The 22,813-nt window shown below is 66.4% G+C and carries 14 protein-coding genes and 1 pseudogene; 6 read left to right on the top strand and 9 right to left on the bottom strand.

Going from position 1 to position 22,813, the window contains the following annotated elements; all coding sequences use genetic code 11:
• Positions 1-3: 3 nt before the first annotated feature.
• The 3 genes from FHS47_RS08900 to FHS47_RS08890 are packed head-to-tail and all read right to left on the bottom strand — an operon-like array spanning position 4 to position 2,367.
• Positions 4-627, bottom strand: coding sequence for a glutathione S-transferase family protein (locus tag FHS47_RS08900; RefSeq protein WP_208381874.1), 624 nt, complete (start codon positions 625-627; stop codon positions 4-6).
• Positions 628-650: 23 nt separating this feature from the next.
• A complete protein-coding gene (locus tag FHS47_RS08895; protein ID WP_167025845.1) occupies positions 651-1,190 on the bottom strand; it encodes a GNAT family N-acetyltransferase in 540 nt (179 codons plus the stop codon).
• Positions 1,191-1,197: 7 nt separating this feature from the next.
• Positions 1,198-2,367: an acyl-CoA dehydrogenase family protein gene (locus FHS47_RS08890; protein WP_167025843.1), complete on the bottom strand. Its 1,170-nt coding sequence runs from the start codon at positions 2,365-2,367 to the stop codon at positions 1,198-1,200.
• A 137-nt stretch (positions 2,368-2,504) separates the two neighbouring features.
• On the opposite strand from FHS47_RS08890, the gene FHS47_RS08885 reads away from it, so the two are divergent.
• A complete protein-coding gene (locus FHS47_RS08885; RefSeq protein WP_167025840.1) occupies positions 2,505-3,380 on the top strand; it encodes a DMT family transporter in 876 nt (291 codons plus the stop codon).
• 97 nt (positions 3,381-3,477) lie between these two features.
• Here the strand turns inward: FHS47_RS08885 and FHS47_RS08880 are convergent, their stop codons facing one another.
• The 3 genes from FHS47_RS08880 to FHS47_RS08870 form a co-directional block, all read right to left on the bottom strand.
• The gene (locus tag FHS47_RS08880; RefSeq protein ID WP_208381873.1) at positions 3,478-4,494 is read right to left on the bottom strand and encodes a 5'-nucleotidase; all 1,017 of its coding nucleotides are present in this window, start codon (positions 4,492-4,494) and stop codon (positions 3,478-3,480) included.
• Positions 4,491-5,249, bottom strand: coding sequence for an NAD kinase (locus FHS47_RS08875; protein ID WP_167025837.1), 759 nt, complete (start codon positions 5,247-5,249; stop codon positions 4,491-4,493). Before FHS47_RS08875 ends, FHS47_RS08880 begins: the two co-directional genes overlap by 4 nt.
• Before the next feature lie 208 nt (positions 5,250-5,457).
• Positions 5,458-10,377, bottom strand: coding sequence for an NAD-glutamate dehydrogenase domain-containing protein (locus FHS47_RS08870; protein WP_167025834.1), 4,920 nt, complete (start codon positions 10,375-10,377; stop codon positions 5,458-5,460).
• Between the two features lie 449 nt (positions 10,378-10,826).
• Here FHS47_RS08870 and FHS47_RS08865 point away from each other — a divergent pair, with 449 nt between their 5' ends.
• Positions 10,827-12,050 (top strand): efflux RND transporter periplasmic adaptor subunit, encoded by a 1,224-nt coding sequence (locus FHS47_RS08865; RefSeq protein WP_167025833.1) that lies wholly within the window; start codon positions 10,827-10,829, stop codon positions 12,048-12,050.
• A gap of 12 nt (positions 12,051-12,062) precedes the next feature.
• Positions 12,063-15,215: pseudogene (locus tag FHS47_RS08860) on the top strand (efflux RND transporter permease subunit); the annotation flags it as partial.
• A 377-nt stretch (positions 15,216-15,592) separates the two neighbouring features.
• On the opposite strand, the gene FHS47_RS08855 reads toward FHS47_RS08860, so the two are convergent.
• Both FHS47_RS08855 and FHS47_RS08850 read right to left on the bottom strand, forming a co-directional pair.
• Positions 15,593-16,024 (bottom strand): VOC family protein, encoded by a 432-nt coding sequence (locus FHS47_RS08855; RefSeq protein ID WP_167025827.1) that lies wholly within the window; start codon positions 16,022-16,024, stop codon positions 15,593-15,595.
• Between the two features lie 183 nt (positions 16,025-16,207).
• Positions 16,208-17,368, bottom strand: coding sequence for an acyl-CoA dehydrogenase family protein (locus tag FHS47_RS08850; RefSeq protein WP_167025824.1), 1,161 nt, complete (start codon positions 17,366-17,368; stop codon positions 16,208-16,210).
• 169 nt (positions 17,369-17,537) lie between these two features.
• On the opposite strand from FHS47_RS08850, the gene FHS47_RS08845 reads away from it, so the two are divergent.
• Genes FHS47_RS08845 through metH form a run of 3 tightly spaced genes read left to right on the top strand, consistent with a single transcriptional unit; the run spans position 17,538 to position 22,257 of the window.
• A complete protein-coding gene (locus FHS47_RS08845; protein WP_167025822.1) occupies positions 17,538-18,482 on the top strand; it encodes a metalloregulator ArsR/SmtB family transcription factor in 945 nt (314 codons plus the stop codon).
• Positions 18,479-19,561, top strand: coding sequence for a homocysteine S-methyltransferase family protein (locus FHS47_RS08840; protein WP_167025819.1), 1,083 nt, complete (start codon positions 18,479-18,481; stop codon positions 19,559-19,561). Before FHS47_RS08845 ends, FHS47_RS08840 begins: the two co-directional genes overlap by 4 nt.
• Positions 19,558-22,257: a methionine synthase gene (gene metH, locus FHS47_RS08835; RefSeq protein WP_167025816.1), complete on the top strand. Its 2,700-nt coding sequence runs from the start codon at positions 19,558-19,560 to the stop codon at positions 22,255-22,257. Before FHS47_RS08840 ends, metH begins: the two co-directional genes overlap by 4 nt.
• Before the next feature lie 101 nt (positions 22,258-22,358).
• On the opposite strand, the gene FHS47_RS08830 is transcribed toward metH, so the two are convergent.
• Positions 22,359-22,688 carry a lipid-A-disaccharide synthase N-terminal domain-containing protein gene (locus FHS47_RS08830; RefSeq protein ID WP_167025814.1) on the bottom strand — a complete coding sequence of 110 codons (330 nt, stop codon included), beginning with the start codon at positions 22,686-22,688 and terminating at the stop codon, positions 22,359-22,361.
• Between the last annotated feature and the right edge of the window lie 125 nt (positions 22,689-22,813).

Raw genomic sequence — 22,813 nt, 5'->3', positions numbered from 1 at the left:
GAATCAGGCGACCATCGGGGTGAAGCCCGGCCGGGCGCGGACACGGTCCAGCCACGCGCCGACGTGCGGCCAGCGGTCGAGGTCAAAACCGGCTTCGGAGGCGCAATGGGTGTAAGCGAACAGGGCGATGTCGGCGATGCCGAACGCGCCGCCGCTGAACCAAGGCTCATCGGCAAGATGGCGCTCCATCACGTCCAGTGCCGTGCCGCCCCGCTCGCGAAGCCGCGGCAACTCCGCCCGCCGCTCATGCTCCGCGGGCAGCCAACGACAGATGAAGCGCGCCACCGCGATATAAGGCTCGTGGCTGTACTGTTCGAAGAACAACCATTGCAGCGTGCGCGCCCGCTCCCACGCGTCGTCCGGCAGGTACGCCGTGCCTTCCGCGAGGTAGCAGAGAATCGCGTTGGACTCGGCGAGGCGGCGTCCGTCTTCCAACACGAGCAACGGCACCTTTCCGTTCGGATTCAACGCAAGGAATTCCGGCGTGCGCGTGGCGCCCTCGGTGGTGATCGTCTCGATCCACCGGTAAGGGCGGCCGAGCATGTCCAGGAGAAGCTGCAATTTGTAGCAGTTGCCGGAGGCGCGCCAGCCGTAGATGGTCGGCCCGGTGGATACGTTGGCATTCAAGGCGGTTGCTCGAGTGGGAGGATTCAGCGGCGACGGCGGGCGAACCACTGCTCGCGCGTCTGCCCCCATAGATCGACCACGTCGTCTTCGAAGGGCGCCGGTAGCTTGCCCGGCCCCAGCAGGGTCGAGCCGAGCTTTCTGGCGACGCCGATCGACGCGTGGTTTTCGGGATTGATGGAGTGGATCACCTGCGTCCAGCCGAGCGTGTCGAAAGCCCAGTCCATGGACGCCGCGGCGCCCTCGCTGGCATAGCCCTTGCCCCAGGTGTCGCGCATCAGGCCCCAGCCGATCTCGTCCCCCGGCCATCCCTCCGGGTGCCAGGGGCCGAGACGGCCCACCCAGCGGCCGCTGGAGCGCTCGATCACGGAGAACATGCCGAAGCCCTGGAGGCTCCAGCAACCCGCCATCGTCATGAAATTGCGCCAGGCGATCGCGCGCGGCTGCGGGCCGCCGAGGAAGCGGTTCACTTCGGGGTCGGCCATGCATTCGGCCCAGGCGTCGAAATCTTCCGCCGCCGTGGGTCGCAGGATCAGGCGATCCGTTTCGATGCGCACGCCGTGCATGAAGGCCTCAGAACGCGTTGATGCCGGTGAGTTCGCGGCCGACCACCAACTGGTGCACCGTCTCGGTGCCCTCGTAGGTGATGACCGATTCCAGGTTCAGCGCATGGCGGATCGCCGAATGTTCCGTGGTGATGCCCGCACCGCCGAGAATGTCGCGGCACTCGCGAGCAACGTCCAGCGCCATGCGCACATTGTTCCACTTGGCGAGCGACACCTGGGTGGGCTGCAGGCGGCCGGCGTCCTTCAGCCGTCCGAGCTGGAGCGAAAGCAGCTGCGCCGTGGTGATGCGCCGGGCCATGTCGGCCATCTTCAATTGCACAGCCTGATTGGCCGCGAGCGGACGGCCGAAGAGCACGCGCTGGGCGGTGTAGTCGAGCACTTCCTTCAGACAGGCCTGGGCGGCGCCGATAGGGCCCCAGGTGATGCCGTAACGTGCCTGGTTGAGGCAGCCGAGCGGCCCCTTCAGGCCCTTCACGTTCGGCAGCCGGGCGCTGTCGGGCACACGCACGTCGTCGAAGAACAGCGCGGAGGTGACCGAGGCGCGCAGGCTCATCTTCTTGTGCACTTCCTGGGCCGCGAAACCCTTCGTGGAGGTGGGGACGATGAAACCCTGGATACCGTCGTCGGTCTGCGCCCAGACGATGGCGATGTGGGCGAGGTTGCCGTTGGTGATCCACATCTTGGCGCCGTTGATCACCCAGTCGCCGCCGTCCTTGCGGGCGACGGTCTTCATGTTCGCCGGATCGGAACCGCCGTGCGGTTCGGTGAGGCCGAAGCAACCGATGACCTCGCCTGCCGCCATGCGCGGCAGATATTCCCGCTTCTGCTCTTCCGAGCCGTAGGCGAAGATCGGATACATGCACAGCGAACTCTGCACCGAGGCAAAGCTGCGCAGACCGGAATCGCCGCGTTCCAGTTCCTGGCAGATGAGACCGTAGCTCACGCCGTTCATGCCCGCGCAACCGTATTCCTCGGGCAGCGTGGCGCCGAGCAGACCGAGGCCGGCGATCTCGGGCACCAGTTCGGCGGGGAACCGGCCCTGGTCGAAGGCGTCGCCGATGATCGGCAAGACCTTTTCGTCGACGAAGCGGCCGACGGCGTCCTGCACGGCGCGCTCCTCGTCGGTGAGAAGCGAGCGGACGTCGTAGAGATCGAGCGGGTCGAGACGATGGGCCATGCGGGGACTCGTGGATTGGGCAGCCTGAAACGTCCGATTGTAGCCATGGGTCCGGCCGCGGTCATGGCGGTGCGCAACAATCCGGCCCCGTCATCGCGCCATAATGGGCCCGCCCCCCGCCGCCGGATCGCTTCCCCATGCTCAGAGGCGTACTCCTGGGTTTCGCCTGCTACGCGGCCTACGCGTGGAGCGATGCCTTCGTCAAATCCCTCGAAGGTACGCTCCCCGCCTATGAGGCCGTGTTCTTCGGGGCCATCCTGGCCATGGCCGCCCTGCCGTTCCTGAAGAAACCCGGCGACCGCTGGAGCGAGGTGGTGGTGTCTCGCATGCCGGGCCTCTGGCTGCTGCGCGCGCTGGCCGGCGCCATCGGCAACGTGACCGCGGTGATGGCCTTCACCGCCCTCCCGATGGCGGAGGCCTTCTCGCTGATCTTCCTGCTGCCCATCTTCGTCACCATCCTTTCCGTGGTGTTCCTGCGCGAACACGTGGGGTGGCGGCGCTGGTCGGCCGTGATCGTGGGCTTCCTCGGGGTGCTGGTGGTGCTGCGGCCGGGTTTCCGTCACCTGGGCACCGGGCATGTCGCGGCCATCGTCTGCGGCCTGGCCGGCGCGCTGTCCATCGTGGCGCTGCGCATGGCGGGCGCCACCGAGAAACGCATCACCCTCTACGGCGCGGGCGTCGTCGGCCCCATGGTCGCGGGCTTCATCATGATGCTGCCGCACTTCACGTGGCCCGACGGGCACCAGTGGTTCCTTCTGCTGGGTTACGGACTGTTCGCCGCGGCCGGCGCCGTGCTGTTGATGCTGGCCACCCAGCACGCCCCGGCGAATCGCGTGGCGCCCACCCAGTACAGCCAGATGCTATGGGCGATCCTGTTCGGCTACCTGCTGTTCCACGACCACCTCGACTGGCCGATGTTCATCGGCATCGCGATGATCCTCGGCGCGGGCCTGTTTACCTTCGTGCGCGAGGAAAAGAAAACGCAGTGGTGGCGCTGGACGAATATTGTTTGAGTGCCTTCTGTGGGAGCCGCTTCAGCGGCGATGGGTGCTTGCCGCGAGCTTGCCCGCTGCCGCGGGATCGCCGGCATAGCCGGCTCCCACAGGGCCGCTATGCATTGGAGACGCCGTGGGGTACGTGTCCGGTGGCCACGTGCTTGCGCGCCGATTCCACGTTGGCCGGCGAGTCGTCGAAGAAAATGTCGGCACCGAACGCATCCAGGAACGGCCCCTTGTCGCGGCCGCCGAGGAAAAGCGCCTCGTCGATGCGCACGCCCCAGCGACGAAGCGTGAGGATCACCCGCTTGTGTGCCGGCGCGGACCTGGCTGTGACCAGCGCCGTACGGATCGGCGAGGTCTCGGCCGGGAACGCGGCCTGCAGACGATGCAAGGCGGCCAGGAAGCCCCGGAAAGGACCGCCGGAAAGCGGCTCGGCCCAGCGCTCGGTTTCGTTGCGATGGAAGGCGTCCAGCCCCTGCTCCTTCGACACGCGCTCGCCCTCGTCGCCGAAGATGACCGCATCGCCGTCGAAGGCGATGCGCAACTGCTCGCTGGACCGCTGCGGCGCCGTGGACGGCAGGATCGTTGCCGCAGCGACGCCCGCCCGCAGTGCGCGGCCCACATCTTCCGCGTTGGCCGACAGGAAAAGATCGGCGCGGAACGGGGCGATGTAATCCGACGTGGGCGCGCCGCTGGTGAACGCGGCGCGGGAAATGCCCAGCTTGTAATGCTGGATCGCGTTGAAGATGCGCAGGCCGGTGTCGCCCGAGTTGCGCGACAGGAGGATCACCTCCACCGCGGGCACGTCGCCCGAGAGCGCGTTCAGGCCCAGCAGCTTCTGCACCAGCGGGAAAGCCACGCCGGGTTTCAGCAGATCGTCCTCGTGTTCGATCTGGTAGGCCCGGTAGGCATCCAGGCCTTCGCGCTCGAACAGCTCGTGGCTGTCGCCCATGTCGAAGAGGGCGCGCGAGGAGATGGCCACCACGAGGCGGTTGTCGCTTACCGACGATTCGGCGTGGGCCGTAGGCTGGGCGCCGGCCAGGCCTGGAGTGCCCCGCTCCGTGTGTTCGCGCGCAAGCGCGCTTCCCGCATCGTCTTGCATTCCTTGGATGTCGTCGGGGCCGTTCATGGGGCGAACTGTTCGTCGAGGATGCGTTGCTGGAGGTTGTGTTCGGGATCGAACAGGAGGCGTACCGCGTTACGACGCGACTGCCTCACCTCGACCGAACGCACGTCGCGCACTTCGTGGAAGTCGGCCGTGGCGCTGATCGGGCGCTTGTTCGGATCCTTCGTATCGAAACCCACCCGGGTGGCGTGCGGGAGGATGGCGCCGCGCCAGCGACGAGGCCGGAACGGACTGATGGGGGTGAGCGCCAGCACGTTCGCGTCCAGCGGCAGGATGGGACCGTGCGCCGAGAGGTTGTAGGCGGTGGAGCCGGCGGGGGTGCAGACGAGAATGCCGTCGCAGACCAGTTCGTCGAGTTTCACCTCGCCGTTCAAGCTCACTCTCAGGTGGGCCGCCTGGTTCGTCTGCCGCAACAGCGCCACCTCGTTGAACGCCAGCGCGCGGTGTTCGACGCCGTCGCAACAGATGCTGTGCATTTCCAACGGATGCAGCACCGCCGGATGCGCCTTCTCGATGCGGTCGGGAAGGTGGTCGACATCGTGCTGGTTCATGAGGAACCCCAGGCGCCCGAGCTTCATGCCGTAGAACGGAACCCCGAGCGTGCGATGCGCATGCAGGGTGCGCAGCATGAAGCCGTCGCCACCGAGCGACACGATGATGTCGGCGTCGGCCGGTTCGACGCCCCGGTAACGCTTGACGAGCGCGGCACGGGCGCGTTGGGCGACTTCGGTTTCGCTGGCGACGAAGGCTAGGCGCATGGGGAGTGGGCATCCGGGTCCAAGCCCGGAGCTTAGTCGCTAACGGCCGAAGCGGGTAGAGCGAAGTGTGGGAGCCGGCTATGCCGGCGATCCCGCGGCAGCGGGCAAGTTTGCCGCGGTTACCCATCGCCGCTGAAGCGGCTCCCACACAAAGCCAGATTCCCGCAGAAGGCCGCCCGGGCCGAACAGCGCAGGCGGCCCCGTTGCATCACACCGGAATCTGCGCCAGCTGGGCCAGGCGGCGGACGGCGACCGAGGCGATCGGGTAGTCCGCGTTCTGGGTAAGGATTTCCGCAAGCATGGCGCGCGTGTATTTCAGCGTGGCGTCGTCGCGATCCAGCCATGCCTTGACCGGGCTGACGTCGGTGCGGTCGCCCGCCACCGCCAGCACCTGGAGCGCCAGGGCGCGGTGCTGGGCGTTGAGCTCGTCCAGCAGCGAACCGCGTGCCTGCGCATGCCACGCGCCTTCCACCGGCAGGGCTTCGATCTGGCCGCGCAGCCAGTCGAGGTCCAGCGCCTCGGCAAGTTCGTAGAACACCGTTGCCACGGTGGCAACGTCCTTGCCGCTCTGCTTGGACACCTCGACCATGTCGAGCGCCGAACGCAGCACCGGGATACGGGCAAGCCGCACGGCCAACGCATGGGGCACGCCCAGGCCTTCCCACTTCTCCTGGCTGGCGGCGAAGTCGCCCCGGCCGGTGTCGGTGAGCGCATCCGGCAACGCCTTGCGCAGCAGCATGACTTCGCTCGCATAACGGTCGACGTTAGCGGCAATGTCGAGCGAGCCGCCGGGGCGGTTGAGCAGCCAGCGGGTGAGATGACGCAGCAGCGACCAGATCTGCAGCACCGCATCGATCTGCGTGTCCTCCGCCACCTTGCCGTCCAGCGCCTCGATGTCGGCCCAGAGGTCGCGGGCGTCAAGGATCTCGCGCGCGGCCGTGTAAGCTTTCGCGATGGACGCCGGGCCCTGCCCCGTATCCTCCTGCATGCGCATCATGAAGGTGGCGCCCATGCGGTTGATCGTGGAGTTGGTGACGGCCGTGGCGATGATCTCGCGCTTCAGGCGGTGGCGCTGCATGTGTTCGGCGTACTTCTCGTGCAGGGGCACGGGGAAGTAGCGCACGAGTTCGCGCGACAGGTAGGGATCTTCCGGCACGTCCGATTCCAGCAGCTGCTGGAACAGGCGGATCTTGTCGTACGAAAGCAGCACCGACAGTTCCGGACGGGTCATGCCCTGGCCGCGCTGCTTGCGCTCGGCCAGTTCGGCGGCCGTGGGCAGGGACTCCACCTGGCGGTCGAGCAGGCCTTCGGCTTCCAGCGTGCCGATGAAGTGGGCCATCGAACCCAGGCGGCGCACTGACTGGTGCTCCATGACGGTGATGGCCTGGTTCTGCCGGTAGTTGTCCCACAGCACGAGGCGCGCGACCTCGTCGGTCATCTCGGCAAGCTGGCGGTTACGGTCGTCGAAGCTCAGTTCGCCGCGCTGCACCGCGTCGTTCAGCAGGATCTTGATGTTCACCTCGTGATCGGAGGTGTCCACGCCGGCGGAGTTGTCGATGAAGTCGGTGTTGAGCAGCACGCCTGCCTGGGCGGCTTCGATGCGCCCCTTCTGGGTCATGCCGAGGTTGCCGCCCTCGCCCACCACCTTGCAGCGCAACTCGTTGCCGTTCACGCGCAGGGCATTGTTGGCGCGGTCGCCCACGTCGGCGTGCGTTTCGCTGGTGGCCTTCACGTACGTGCCGATGCCGCCATTCCAGAGGAGGTCGACGGGCGCCTTCAAGATCGCCGACAGCAGGTCGCTGGGGGCCATGTGCGTGACTTCGGCGCGAATACCCAGCGCCGCGCGGACTTCCGGCGATACCGGAATCGACTTGGCGCTGCGGGGATACACGCCGCCGCCGGCCGAGATGAGGGACTTGTCGTAGTCATCCCAGGACGAGCGCGGCAGCGCGAACATGCGCTGGCGTTCCGCGAAGGACTTCGCGGCGTCCGGATTCGGGTCAAGGAAAATGTGGCGATGGTCGAACGCGGCCAGCAGCCGGATGTGCTCGGACAGCAGCATGCCGTTGCCGAATACGTCACCGGACATGTCGCCCACGCCCACCACGGTGAAGTCCTGGGTCTGGCAGTCGCGGCCGAGCGCGCGGAAATGGCGCTTGACCGATTCCCAGGCGCCCTTTGCCGTGATGCCCATGCCCTTGTGGTCGTAACCGTAGGAGCCGCCGGAAGCGAAGGCGTCGTCGAGCCAGAAACCGTGTTCCGTGGAAATGGCATTGGCGATGTCGGAGAACGTGGCCGTGCCCTTGTCCGCGGCGACGACCAGGTACGGGTCGTCTTCGTCATGGCGCACCACGTCGTGCGGCGGCACGACCTTGCCCTCGACGAGGTTGTCGGTGATGTCGAGCAATCCGTTGATGAACATGCGATAGCAGGCGATGCCCTCGGCAAGCTGGGCGTCGCGATCGCCGCCCACGGGCGGCCGCTTCACGAAGAAACCGCCCTTCGAGCCGACCGGCACGATGACGGTGTTCTTCACCATCTGCGCCTTCACCAGGCCGAGCACCTCGGTGCGGAAGTCTTCGCGGCGGTCGGACCAGCGCAGGCCGCCGCGGGCCACGGAACCGAACCGCAGGTGGATGCCTTCCACGCGCGGCGCGTAAACGAAGATCTCGCGGAACGGCACGGGCTTCGCCAGATCGGGCACGCGGTGCGAGTCGAACTTGAAGCTGAGATAAGGACGGAAGCTGCCTTCCCACGCCTGGAAGAAGTTCGTGCGCAAGGTGGCGTGCACCAGCGCGATGAAACTGCGCAGGATACGGTCTTCGTCGAGGCTGGACACGTTGTCCAGCAAGGCGTTGATGGCCTCTTCCACCGCGACCACCTGCTCGGCGCGCGGGCGGCTAAGCGAGGCCACCAGGTTGCCGATGAGCGCGGGCTGCGCGGCGAGGCTTTCCGCGTCGATCAGTGCGTGCATCTCGTGCGAGAGCATGCTTTCCGCGCGCTCGCGTTCCGCGCCGTCGAGGCTTTCGCGCCGCGGATCGAAGCGGGCGTTGAACAGCTCGACGATGAGACCGGCGATGGCGGGATAGCGATTGAGCGCATCCTCCATGTACGCCTGGGAGAACGCCACGCCCGTCTGCAGCAGGTACTTGCAGTAGCTGCGCAGCACCGCCACCTGGCGCCAGCCGAGCTTTGCGCCCAGCACCAGTCGGTTGAAGCCGTCGTTTTCCGCGCTGCCGCGCCAGATGTGCTCGAAGGCGTCTTCGAAGATCTTGCCGACCTGTTCCACCTCGAACGCGAGGCGGCCTACCGGCTGCACTTCGAAGTCCTGCACGAACAGGTGGCCGTCGCCGAGCTTCACTTCGTACATGTGCTCGGTGAGCACACGCAGGCCCAGGTTCTCCAACTGCGGCATCACCTCGGACAACGCGATGTCGGAACCGGAGCGGTAGACCTTGAAGCGCAGTTCCTCCGGGCGATGCGGCGGATGGTAGAACGACATGCTGATGGCGTCCGGGCCATCCAGGCCGGCCAGCGCCCGCACGTCGGCGGCCGCCACTTCCGGCGACACCTCGTCCACGTAGCCGGCCGGCAGGGCCTTGCCGTAGCGGTTGGCGAGGATGATGCCCTGCTGTTCGCCGGCAAGTTCAACGAGCCGGTCGCGCAATTCGTCGTACCAGTTGCGCGCGATCGACACGATCTGCGCTTCGATGGCAGCCGCGTCGTACACGGGGTGGTCGCCGATGCGCGGACGCACCACGACATGCAGGCGCACCAGAGCGGCCTCGCCCATCAGCACCGCAGAGTCCACGTGTTCGCCATGGAAGGCCTCGCGCAGCACGTTCTCCACGCGCTCGCGCACGCTGGTGTTGAAGCGGTCGCGCGGGATGTACACGATGCAGGAGAAGAAGCGGCCGTAGCTGTCGCGACGGATGAACAGGCGCGTGCGCGTGCGCTGGGCCAGCTCGAGCAGGCCCATGGCCAGCGCGTAGAGCTCGTCGGTGCTGCACTGGAACAGTTCGTCGCGCGGCAGCGTGTCGAGAATGTGGCGCAGGGCCTTGCCCGAGTGCGAATCGCGCTTCAGGCCCGAGCGGTTCATCACCGCCTCGCACTTGTCGCGCACCAGGGGCACGTGCTGCGGGTGGGCCATGTAGGCGTTCGACGAGAACAGGCCCAGGAAGCGTTGCTCCGCGACGGGACGACCCTGGTCGTCGAACTTGAGCACGCCCACGTAATCCATGTAACCGGGGCGATGGATCGGCGAGCGTGCATTGGTCTTGGTGAGAATGATGGCGTCGGTGGCACCGGAGCGCGGCAATTCGCTGGCGACCAGGGTGCGCAGGGAGCGCGGGGCCAGCGAGCGCTCGGCGGCACGCAGGATGCCCAGGCCCGAACCCTCGACGGTCTTCAGCACCTGGTCGCCCGCATCGGCCGCCACTTCGTACTCGCGGTAGCCCATGAAGGTGAAATGATTGTCCGCGACCCAGCGCAGGAACTCGGAGGCCTCGCTGACCTCCTCCGGTGTGTACGGCAGCGAGCGCTGGCCCAGTTCGTCGGCGATCTCGACCATCTTGCCGCGCATGGCGCGCCAGTCGTCCACGGCCTCGCGCACGTCGGCGAGCGCGGCCTCCACGTTCGCCTTCAGCGTGTCGAGTTCGGCTTCGTCGATGCGGTCGATCTCGAAACGCATGATCGATTCGGTGCGTTCGCCCGAGCCCATGGCCTCAAGCACGCCCGAGGCCGAGCGCACCACGGGCACCACCGGATGGATGATGGCGTGGATGTCGGCATGCGAGGCCGCCACCATCGACACCGTGTCGACGAGGAACGGCATGTCGTCGGTCACGACCTCCACCACGGCGCGGGTGCCCGACTGGCCTGGGTTGTACACGCGGACCTTAGCCTTTCCGGGCGTGCGCTCCCGCGCGAAGGCCAGCAGGTCGGCGATCAGCGAGGCCCAGCGCTCAGGCGCATGCAGCGCGTGGTCGGCAGGGGCGATCCGCTCGAAGAAGGCCTCGATAAAAAAGCGCGCCTCGTTGAGGCGCTCCGCGGGGTAGTCGAGCTTTTTCAGTTCATCGAAGACAACGGCGTGGAACGGGCCGTTTTCGGCAGCGCGAATCGCATTCATGGGCGGATTATCGATGTGGGGAGGACGGAAATCCGTGAAAGCATAGCTCCCACGGGCGTCATGTAGCCACACCGAAAGATGATGCGCGTCGGCGTTTTTTCACTGCATCGCCGCACCGGAATGCAGCCGATGCCGGATTGGTTGGGCAGTGACGAACGGGGACATCGTGTGCATCGCACCAATTCGCGCGCGAACGGCTTGAACGACCCGTTGACGTTGCCTCGCCGGAGATTCTAAACTGGACGGTATACTTACGTGCTGAATCGTGCACACGGCTGCGTCGAGGGCTCGGCGCGCCACGGGCGTCCTTTAGGCACACACAAGAGGCCGGAAGGCACGTGACGAGTGGGCGGGACACACAGTAACTGTAAGCATGCCTGCGAGCGGCGGCACCCTCCGGGTGCGGCAGCGCAAACGAACAAGAAACCTGGAAAAGGAACGAAGTTCTCATGACTCCCCTGCCCCTGCGCTCGTCCCTGCTGGCCCTCGGCCTCGCTGCGGCGCTTGCCGCCTGCCACAAGCAGGAAGCCCCGCAGCAGCCGCCTCCGCCCGAAGTAGGCGTCATCACCGCACAACCCCAGGACGCCCCGCTGGTCCAGGACCAGGTGGGCCGCCTGTCCGCCTACCGCACGGCCGACGTGCGCGCCCGCGTGCCCGGCATCCTCCTGCATCGCCTTTATGAGGAAGGCTCGGACGTCAAGGCCGGCCAGAAGCTGTTCCAGATCGACCCGCAGCCGCTCAAGGCGGAACTTGACGCGCAGCTCGCCAACCTCGCCTCTACCCGCGCCTCGGCCGTCAACGCCAAGGCCCAGGCCGACCGCGCCCGCGGCCTGATCGGGAAGAACTACGTGTCCCGGCAGGACCTCGACACCGCCGAGGCGAACGAGCGCACGGCCAACGCCGCCGTGAAGCAGGCCCAGGCCAACGCCGAATCGGCCCGCATCAACCTCGGGTTCACCGACGTGGTGTCGCCGATCGACGGCCGCGCCGGCCAGCAGCAGGTGACCGAGGGCGCCCTGGTGGGACAGGGCGAGACCACCCTGCTCACCCGGGTGGACCAGATCGACAAGCTGTACGTGAACTTCAGCGTCTCGGTCTCCGACCTGGACGCCATGCGCCGCGCCGCGGCCGCCGGTGCCGCCACGCTGTCGCCGACGGACAAGGCCACGGTGAACATCCAGCTCCCGGACGGCTCCCCCTACGATAAGCAGGGCACCCTCGACTTCTCCTCGGCCACGGTGAACCCGCAGACCGGTACCGTGAACCTGCGTGCGCTGCTCGAAAACCCGGACCAGCGCTTGCTGCCCGGCCAGTTCGTGACGGTGAAGGCCACGCTCGGCGACCTGCACAACGTGTTCCTCGTGCCGCAGGCGGCCGTGCTGCGCGACGCCAACGACGCCTACGTGATGGTCGTCGGCGAAGGCCACGCCAAGGACCCGAAGACCGGGGCCGACGTCAAGATACCCTCCGCCGCCGTCCGTCGCCCGATCAAGGCCGACCGCCTCAGCGGCTCCAACTGGGTGGTCACCGGCGGCCTGAAGCCGGGCGACCAGATCATCGTCCAGGGCCTGCCGAAGGCGAGGGAGAACGCGCCCGTGAAGGCGTCCCCCGCCCAGGCGGCCCCAGCGGCAGCCGCCGGCCCCGGTGCCGACGCCTCCGCCGGCAAGCAGTAAAAGGAAACCGACATGCCGAGTTTCTTCATCGACCGCCCCATCTTCGCGTGGGTGGTGGCGATCCTGATCAGCCTGTGCGGCACGATCTCCCTGCTCAACATGGGTATCGAGTCGTATCCGAACATCGCCCCGCCTCAGGTCGTCGTTACGGCGACCTATCCGGGTGCGAGCGCGGACACGACCGAGAAAACCGTGACGCAGGTCATCGAGCAGCAGCTGACGGGTATCGACCACCTGCTCTACTTCTCGTCCGCTTCCAGTTCCAGCGGCACGGCGACCGTCACGCTCACCTTCGAAACGGGCACCGATCCGGACATCGCCCAGGTGCAGGTGCAGAACAAGGTGGCCCTCGCCACGCCGCGCCTTCCCTCGGAAGTGACGCAGCAGGGTGTCGTGGTGGCGAAGTCCAATCCGGACTTCCTGATGTTCATCGCGCTCACCTCGACCAACCCGGCTATCGACGGTAACCGTCTGACCGACATCGTGTCGTCGCAGGTGCTCGACCAGATCGCGCGTATCCCGGGCGTGGGCAACACGCGCCAGCTGGGCGCCGAATATGCCATGCGCATCTGGCTCAACCCCGACAAGCTGCGCGGCTACGGCCTCTCGGCCACCGATCTGCGCAACGCGCTCAGCACGCAGAACGTGCAGTTCGCCGCGGGCTCCGTCGGTACCGATCCGGCCGTGAACGGCCAGGGCTTCAGTGCCACGGTGTCGGCGGAAGGCCGCTTTACCACGCCCGACGAGTTCTCCAACATCATCCTCCGTGCCAACAACGACGGCACCGTGGTTCGCCTGAAGGACGTGGCGCGCGTCGAACTCGGCCCGCAGACCTACGGCTTCAACGCGCAGTGGAACGGCACGGCCACCGGTTCGTTCGGCGTGCAGCTGCTGCCCGGCGCGAACGCGCTGGACGTGGCGAACGCCGTGCGCGCCAAGATGGAAGAACTGTCCAGGAGCTTCCCGGACGGCGTGACGTGGTTCGCCCCGTACGACACCACGAAGTTCGTGACCATCTCCATCGAGGAAGTGGTGCACACGCTGGTGGAGGCGATCATCCTCGTCTTCCTCGTGATGCTGCTGTTCCTGCAGAACTTCCGCGCCACGATCATTCCGACCCTGGTCATCCCGGTGGCCCTGCTCGGCACCTTCCTGGGCCTGTCGCCGCTCGGCTTCACGATCAACCAGCTGACGCTGTTCGGCATGGTGCTCGCCATCGGTATCGTCGTGGACGACGCCATCGTGGTGATCGAGAACGTCGAGCGCATCATGTCCGAGGAAGGACTCTCGCCGAAGGAAGCCACGCGCAAGGCCATGGGCCAGATCACCGGCGCGGTGATCGCGATCACCGTGGTGCTGGCGGCCGTGTTCGTGCCCTCGGCGCTGCAGCCGGGTGCCTCGGGCATCATCTACAAGCAGTTCGCGCTGACGATCGCGGTGTCGATGGGCTTCTCCGCCTTCCTCGCGCTGTCGTTCACGCCCGCCCTGTGCGCCACGATCCTCCGGCACGAGCACGGCGAAAAGAAGAACATCGTCTATCGCAAGTTCAACCAGGTGTTCGACTGGGTGACGCACACCTATTCCGGTCACGTGGGCGGGGCCGTGCGCCATGCACCCCGCTGGATGGTGGTGTTCGTGCTGATCGCGGTGGTGTGCGGCTTCCTGTTCGTACGCCTTCCGACCAGCTTCGTGCCCGACGAGGACCAGGGCTACGCACTGGCCATCGTGCAGCTCCCGCCGGGTTCCAGCATTGCCCGTACCGAGAAGGTCATGGCCGAGCAGCGCGCGATCCTGCTGAAGGATCCCGCAGTGGACGGCGTCTTCCAGATCTCCGGCTTCAGCTTCGTGGGCCAGGGCGAGAACGTGGGCATGTCCTTCATCCGCCTGAAGGACTGGGGCGACCGCGACCTGACCGCCACGGAATTCATCCAGCAGGCAAACGGCAAGATGCAGGCCGTGCGCGATGCCACGATCTTCGTGGTGAACCTGCCCACGATCCGCGGCCTGTCGCAGTTCGGCGGTATCGACATGTACCTGCAGGCCCGCTCCGGCCAGTCGCGCGACCAGCTGACCCAGGCCCGTAACATCCTGCTCGGCGCCGCCGCGCAGAACAGCGCGCTGGTAGGCGTGCGCCCGAACACGCTGGAAGACGCACCGCTGCTGCAGCTGCACGTGGATCGTACGCAAGCCCAGACGATGGGCCTGTCGGTCAGCGACATCTATACCGCCATCCAGCTCACGCTGGCGCCGGTATACGTCAACGACTTCTCGTACGAAGGCCGCGTGAAGCGCGTGATGCTGCAGGCCGATGCGCCGTATCGCATGGGCACCGACGCGTTCTCGCACATCTTCACCCCGAGCACCCTCGCCTCGGCCTCGTCGGGTACGTCGACCGATAGCTCCAACGTGGCGAGCACCACCTCGTCGGTGGACAACTCCATGATCCCGCTGTCCACGGTAGTGGACTCGAAGTGGACGATCGCGGCGCCCACGCTCAACCGCTACAACGGCTACTCGGCGGTGGAAATCGTCGGCAACCAGGCGCCCGGATACTCCACCGGCCAGGCCATGCAGATCGTCGAAGGCATCGTCAACGACAAGCTGCCCAAGGGCTTCGGTTACGACTGGACGGGCCAGTCGTACCAGGAAATCCTTTCGGGCAACTCCTCGACGATGCTCCTGGCGCTGTCCGTGGTGATCGTGTTCCTCTGCCTGGCCGCTCTTTACGAGAGCTGGTCCATCCCCGTCTCCGTGCTTCTGGTGGTGCCGCTGGGCATCCTGGGTACGGTCGTGTTCTCGATGCTGCGCGGTCTGCCGAACGACATCTACTTCAAGATCGGCATGATCACCGTCATCGGTCTGGCGGCGAAGAACGCGATCCTGATCGTGGAATTCGCGGTGGAGCAGCAGCAGGCCGGCAAGACGCTGCGCGACGGCGTGGTCGAGGCGGCCCGCCTGCGACTCCGCCCCATCCTGATGACCTCGCTGGCCTTCATCCTCGGCGTGTTCCCGCTGGCGATCTCCACCGGCGCGGGTGCGAACTCCCGCCACGCGATCGGCACGGGCGTCATCGGCGGCATGCTGTTCGCGACGTTCCTCGGCCTGCTGCTGATCCCGGTGTTCTACGTGTCGGTGCGCCGCATGCTGGGCGACAAGCTGGACGAGGTATCGCACCGAGGTCTCCATGGCGACGGCCCGGACGGCGACGGTCATGGCCCGCATGGCGGCGGCAACGGTCCGCAGGGTGGCGGCAACCCGTCGACGACAGTCGGCCCGCACGCCCCGAACGTCGGCGACGTACGAGCCTTCGATTCGGATCCAAGACGGGGCATCGACCGTCCGTAACGAAAAAGCCCGGCGCAAGCCGGGCTTTTTTTTACGCATCACCGGGGAGACACCGTGCCTCCGCCGACGTCGCGACGCCTGGGCTCGCCCATAGGAGCCGCTTCAGCGGCGATACGTGGTCGCGAGAATGCCCGCTGCCACGGGATCGCCGGCATAGCCGGCTCCCACACAAAGAGCTTTGGCGCTACCTACCGTCGTTATTTCGCCGCCCGGGGATCCGTCTGGCTCAGGTCCCTGTGGACCAGCGAACCTCCGTGGAACACCGCTTCGATGTTGTGGCCGTCGGGGTCGAGCACGAACGCGCCGTAATAGCCTTCGTGGTAATGCGAGCGGGGCCCTGGCGGCCCGTTGTCGCGACCGCCCGCGGCGATGGCGGCCTCGTGGAAGGCGTGAACGAGTTTGCGGCTCTCGACGCGGAACGCGACGTGGACCGGCGGCCGGTTCGGTTCGCCCTGGTAGATCCAGAAGTCCGGCTTGCCCCCTTCGCCGAAGCCGGCGACATCGGTACGGCCGGTGACGTTCGCGGGGAGGATGGCAAGCAGCTCGTAGTGGATGGCGGCCAGGGTGGCCTCGTAGAACCGCTTGCTGCGCTCGAAGTCACTGACGGTGACACCGGTGTGATCGATCATGGAAGCTCCCCAGGGCAAGGCCTGGGGGTGAGCTTAGTAGGAGCGCGCCCTGCGCGCGACATGTTTTGAGGCCGTGCCCCGGAGCTGGCGCGCCAGCTCGAGGACAGGTGCGAAAAGCGGTCGCGCGCAGGGCGCGCTCCTACTAAGGCGCGACTTCAAGCCATGTCGCGCACGGGGCTTCGCTCAGCGCAGCCCGGTTTCGGCGCGGGCGATGACCAGACGCTGGATCTCGCTGGTGCCCTCGTAGATCTCCGTGATCTTCGCATCGCGGAAGTAGCGCTCCAGCGGCATTTCCTTGGAATAGCCCATGCCGCCGTGGATCTGCACCGCCTGGTGGGTGATCCACATCGCGGCTTCCGAGGCCACGAGCTTGGCCATCGAGGCCTCGGTGCCGAAACGGCCACCGGTCTTCTCCACCTGGCCCTTCGTCCACGCGGAACGCAGCGTCAGCAGCAGGGCCGCGTCGAGCTTGCACTTCATGTCGGCGATCTTGGCCTGGGTCATCTGGAACGTGCCGATGGGCTGGCCGAAGGCCTTGCGGTCGCGCGACCACTGGAGCGTGGCCTCGTAGGCCGCGCGGGCGATGCCCACGGCCTGCGACGCGATGCCGATGCGGCCGGCATCGAGCACGCCCATGGCGATGGCGAAGCCCTTGCCTTCCTCGCCCAGCATGTCCTCCTTCGGACACACGTAGTCGTGGAACTCGATTTCGCAGGTGGCCGAGGCGCGGATGCCGAGCTTGGGTTCGGTCTTGCCGGCGAGGAAGCCTTCGCGCTTCGTGTCGATGAGGAAGGCCGACACCCCACGCGCGCCGATGCCCGGCGTGGTCACTGCGAACAGCACGATGTAGCGGGCGACGGGGCCGGAGGTGATCCAGCTCTTCTTGCCGTTGATCACCCAGTCCCCATCGGCATTCTTGACCGCGCGGGTATGCATGTTCGAGGCGTCGGAACCGGACTGCGGCTCGGTAAGCGCGTAGGCGCCGATGGCTTCGCCCGAGGCGATAGCGCGCACGTACTTCTGCTTTTGCTCTTCCGTACCGTTCTTCAGGATGCCGTTGCAGAACAGCGAGTTGTTCACCGACATGATGGTGGACGTGGCCGCGTCGGCCGCCGCGATCTCGACCATCGCCAGCACGTAGGCCACCGGGTCCATGCCCGCGCCGCCGTACTCTTCCGGCACTTCGATGCCCATCAGGCCCAGCTGGCCCATCTCCTGGATGTTCTCCAGGGGGAACTCGCCCTTGGCGTCGAGTTCGGCTGCCACGGGCACGATGCGCTTTTGCGCGAAGTCGCGCGCGATGGACTGGATCGACAGCTGGTCGTCGGTAAAGCGGAAATCCATGGGTGTTCCTCTGGCCACCCGGATGGGCGGCTGTCTTGGGGTGGAGACAAGCCCACCATTCTAACGGTCGTTTGCCGGCTTGCCGCCGTGCACTGCAACATGTGGCCTTGACGGCCGTGCATGCTGCCCGCATCCTATGTATCTCTATATCGCGATATAAGGATGTTGGATGGATCTGTCCACGGCCTCCACGGCGCTGCGGCTCCTGGCCGATCCCACCCGTGTCCGCCTTCTCGCCCTGCTTGACCGCGAGGAGCTGACCGTGGCGGAACTGGCTGCCGTCCTGCACCTGGCCCAGCCGCGCGTGTCCACCCACCTGGCCAAGCTCAAGGAAGCGGAGCTGGTGCGTGATCGGCGTGCCGGCGTGTCCGCTTATTACCGTGCCAACGCTGAAGCCGATCCGACGCTCGCGGCACTGGTGGCTTCCCTTCGCGACACGCTGAGCGACGCCCTCCTGCGCGAGGACGCCGAGCGACTGCCGGCGGTGCTGGCCCAACGTGCACGCGCCGAGGGTTGGGCCGACACCGTGGCCGGCGACATGGAGCGACACTACTCGCCGGGCCGCACGTGGGAAACATTGGCGCGTTCCCTGCTCCAGTTGCTCACGACGGGCGACGTGCTGGACATTGCTTCCGGCGACGGCGTCACGGCGGAGCTGCTGGCTCCGCATGCACATTCCATCGTCTGCATCGACAGCTCCGAACGCGTGGTCGAGGCGGCTCGGCAGCGGCTTTCCGGCTTCGCGAATGTCGATGTGCGCACGGGCGACATGCATGCGCTCGACTTGGGCGATCGCCGGTTCGACCTTGTGCTGCTGCTGCACGCCCTCACCTACTCGACCGACCCGCAGAAGGTGTTCGCCGAGGTGGGCCGGGTGCTGAAGCCGGGTGGCCGGGTGCTCGCGTCCACGCTGGGCGAACACGACCACCGCGCCGTCGTCGAACCGTTCGACCATCGCAACCTCGGATTCACCTGCGACGCCCTCGCCGCCATGGCGACAAAAGCGGGCCTGGAGGTGGTCAGTTGCGAACGCCTGAGCCGCGAGCGCCGCGCGCCGCATTTCGAAGTCATCAGCCTGCTTGCCCGCAAGCCTTCCACGGAGGATGCACCATGAGCCAACTCCCCTGGCTTCACCCGGATCGTGTCGCCCTTATCCAGAAGGGCCTGGCCGAGCGCATCATGATCCTCGACGGCGGCATGGGCACCATGCTCCAGAAGCACAAGCTCGACGAATCCGGCTACCGCGGCGAACGCTTCGCGGGGGGCCACGACAGCGCGCACGACCACGGGCACGATCATCCGGGCGAGTGCGACCTGAAGGGCAACAACGATCTGCTCCTGCTTACCCAGCCGGACATCATCCGCGGCGTGCACGAGGCGTACCTGGAAGCGGGTGCAGACTTCATCGAAACGAACACCTTCAACGCCACGCGTGTCAGCCAGGCGGATTATCACCTCGAACACCTGGTGCCCGAACTCAACCGCGAAGGCGCGCGCATCGCGCGCGAAGCCTGCGACGCCATGACCGCGCGTACGCCGGACCGCCCACGTTTCGTCATCGGCGTGCTCGGGCCGACCAGCCGCACGGCGTCCATCTCGCCCGACGTGAACGATCCCGGGTTCCGGAACGTGTCCTTCGAGGAACTGAAGACGAACTACATCGAATCCGCGCGCGCGCTGATCGAGGGTGGCGCGGACACGATCATGGTCGAAACCATCTTCGACACGTTGAACGCGAAGGCGGCACTGTTCGCCCTGAGCGAACTGTTCCATGAACTGGGCGGGCGGGTGCCCGTGATGATCTCCGGCACGATCACCGACCGCTCCGGCCGTACCCTCTCCGGCCAGACCGCCGAAGCGTTCTTCTACTCGGTGGAGCACATTCAGCCGTTATCCGTGGGATTGAACTGCGCCCTCGGCGCCGAAGACCTTCGCCCCCACGTGCAGATGCTCGCACGCATTGCCGGCAGCGCCGTCAGCACCCACCCGAATGCTGGCCTGCCCAATGCCTTCGGTGAGTACGACGAGACGCCCGAGAGCATGGCGGAGACCATTCGCGGCTTTGCGGCGGACGGGCTCATCAACATCGTCGGCGGGTGTTGCGGCACCACGCCCGCCCATATCGCGGCCATTGCCGCCGCCGTAGCGCCCTACCCGCCCCGTGCACTGAAGGACATCGCGCAAGCCGCATGAGCATCCGATATACGCGCCTTTCCGGCCTCGAACCGCTGGTCCTCACGCCGGACCTCAATTTCATCAACGTGGGCGAGCGGACCAACGTCACCGGTTCCGCACAGTTTCGCAAGTTGATCAAGGAAGGCCGCTACGAGGAAGCGGTGGAGGTAGCGCGCCAGCAGGTGGAGAACGGCGCGCAGATCATCGACATCAACATGGACGAGGGATTGATCGACTCCGAAGCGGCGATGACGCGCTTCGTCAACCTGATCTCGTCCGAGCCCGACATCGCCCGCGTGCCGATCATGGTCGACTCCTCGAAATGGAGCGTGATCGAAGCCGGCCTGCGTTGCATGCAGGGCAAGGGCATCGTGAACTCCATCTCCATGAAGGAAGGCGAGGCCGCCTTCCTCGACCATGCGCGCAAGGTACGCCAGTACGGCGCGGCCGTGGTGGTCATGGCCTTCGACGAGGCTGGCCAGGCCGACACGAAGGCGCGCAAGGTCGAGATCTGTTCGCGAGCCTATGAGCTGCTGGTGGGCCAGCTCGACTTCCCGCCCGAAGACATCATCTTCGATCCGAACATCTTCGCCGTCGCCACCGGCATCGAGGAACACAACAACTACGCGGTGGACTTCATCGAGGCCACGCGCGAACTGAAGAAGCGCTTTCCGTCTTCGCACGTGTCCGGGGGCGTGTCGAACGTGTCCTTCTCGTTCCGCGGCAACAACCCGGTTCGCGAAGCCATCCATTCGGTGTTCCTCTACCACGCGATCGCCGCCGGGATGGACATGGGCATCGTCAATGCCGGTGCCCTTGCCATCTACGACGACCTTCCCGAGGAACTGCGCGAGCGCGTCGAGGACGTGGTGCTCAACCGCCGTGCCGACGCCACCGAACGCCTGCTGGAAGTCGCCGACCGCTACAAGGGCGGCAAGGGCGAGGTGGCGGTGGAAACGGCGGCATGGCGCGAGAAGCCGGTGGTGGATCGCCTCAGCCACGCCCTCGTGCACGGCATCGACCAATTCGTGGTGGAAGACACCGAGGAAGCCCGGCTCGCCGCACGCCGTCCGCTGGACGTGATCGAAGGCCCCCTCATGGCCGGCATGAACGTGGTGGGCGACCTCTTCGGCGCGGGCAAGATGTTCCTGCCGCAGGTGGTGAAGTCCGCGCGCGTCATGAAGAAGGCGGTGGCCCACCTCATTCCCTATATCGAGGAAGAGAAACGCATCTCCGGCGACGCAGGCAAGAACAACGGCAAGATCGTGCTCGCCACCGTGAAGGGCGACGTGCACGACATCGGCAAGAACATCGTGGGCGTGGTGCTCCAGTGCAACAACTTCGAGGTGATCGACCTCGGCGTGATGGTGCCGACGCAGAAGATCCTAGACACCGCGCGCGCGGAGAACGCGGACATCATCGGCCTCTCTGGCCTCATCACGCCTTCCCTGGAAGAGATGAGCCAGGTGGCGCGCGAGATGCAGCGCCAGGACTTCCACGTGCCCCTGATGATCGGCGGTGCGACCACGTCGCGCGCCCATACGGCGCTGCGTATCGAGCCGCATTACAAGTCGCCCACGGTATGGGTGAAAGACGCCTCGCGTGCAGTCGGCGTGGCGCAGTCGCTGGTCAGCAAGGACCTCGTGGACGAGTTCATGGCGAAGGTTCGCGCCGAGTACGCCGAAGTGCGCGAGCGGCATCGCAACCGCGGCACAGGCAAGCAGTTGGTGCCGCTGGCGAAGGCGCGCGAGCAGCGCTTCCGCGGCGACTGGGAGGCCTATCGCCCCCCGGTGCCGCGCAAGCCCGGCCTCACGGTGTTCGACGATTACGACCTGGCGGAACTGCGCGGCTACATCGACTGGTCGCCGTTCTTCAATGCGTGGGAACTGGCGGGCAAGTTCCCGGCCATCCTCACCGACGAGGTGGTGGGCGCCCAGGCGAGCGAACTCTACGCCGACGCGCAGGCCATGCTGGATACCCTGGTGGCGGAGAAGTGGCTGACCGCCCGCGGCGTGATCGGCTTCTGGCCTGCGGCGCAGCACGGCGACGACATAGAGGTGTACGCCGACGCCGGGTCCGGCAAGCGCAAGCCCATCGCCACCCTGCACCACCTGCGTCAGCAGGCCGACAAGCCCGTGGAGCGCCCGGATTTCTGTCTCGCCGATTTCTTGGCGCCGCGCGACAGCGGCGTGGAAGACTGGATCGGCGGGTTCGCCGTCACCGCAGGCATCGGTATCGACGAGCACGTGGCGCGCTTCGAAGCGGTACACGACGATTATTCGGCCATCCTGCTGAAGGCACTGGCCGATCGTCTCGCGGAAGCGTTCGCCGAGCGCATGCATGAGCGCGTGCGCAAGGAGTTCTGGGGTTACGAGCCGGACGAGACGCTGGACAACGAGGCGTTGATCGCCGAGGCCTATCGCGGCATCCGCCCCGCTCCGGGTTACCCGGCCTGCCCCGAGCACACCGAAAAGCGCACGCTGTTCGATCTGCTCGACGCCCGCACGCATACCGGCATCGAGCTGACCGACAGCTTCGCCATGTACCCCACCGCCGCCGTCTCGGGCTGGTATTTCTCCCATCCCGAGAGCCAGTACTTCGTCGTGGGACGCCTGACCCGCGAGCAGGTGGACGACTATGCGAAGCGCAAGGGCTGGGACCGCACGGAAGCCGAACGCTGGCTGGCGCCGTACCTCGACTACGATCCGGATTAACCGGCTTTGTGTGGGAGCCGCTTCAGCGGCGATGTGTGCTCGCGACGAGCTTGCCCGCTGCCGCGGGATCGCCGGCGTAGCCGGCTCCCACAGGGAATGGGTCAGTCCTCCGGACCGCCTGGCTTGACCGTTTCCTGCCGATCCTTGTGCCGCAGGTGCGCGAACACGTTGTAGAACGACACCAGCATCGGGAAGGCCGTCTGGATGATGCCCACCGAATCGTTCTTGCCCCAGATGAAATAGGCCAGGGTCAGCACACTGCCGCTGACGGACAGGTACCAGAAGGACATCGGAACGGTGACCTTCCTGTTCTTCCTCGTGGCGTAGAACTGCACGAACCAGCGCGCCGTGAAGAGCAGCGTGCCGAGAAGACCGATGATCTTCCAGGGCGTGAGGGTCAGGAGGTGAAAGTCGGCAAGGGCTTCATGCATGGCGGTGTCCGGGGCGTGCGAGATCGCCCATTCTAGACGGCCGCGCTTGATGGAGGCTTAGCGGCGACCTTGTGACACCTGCCGTGTGACGGATCGCTGCTATGCCGGGCCGGCGGCTTTCAGCC

It is taken from the genome of Luteibacter sp. SG786, from assembly GCF_011759605.1.
In the GTDB taxonomy this organism is placed as follows: Bacteria; Pseudomonadota; Gammaproteobacteria; order Xanthomonadales; family Rhodanobacteraceae; genus Luteibacter.
This window is presented reverse-complemented; position numbering and strand designations above follow the sequence as displayed.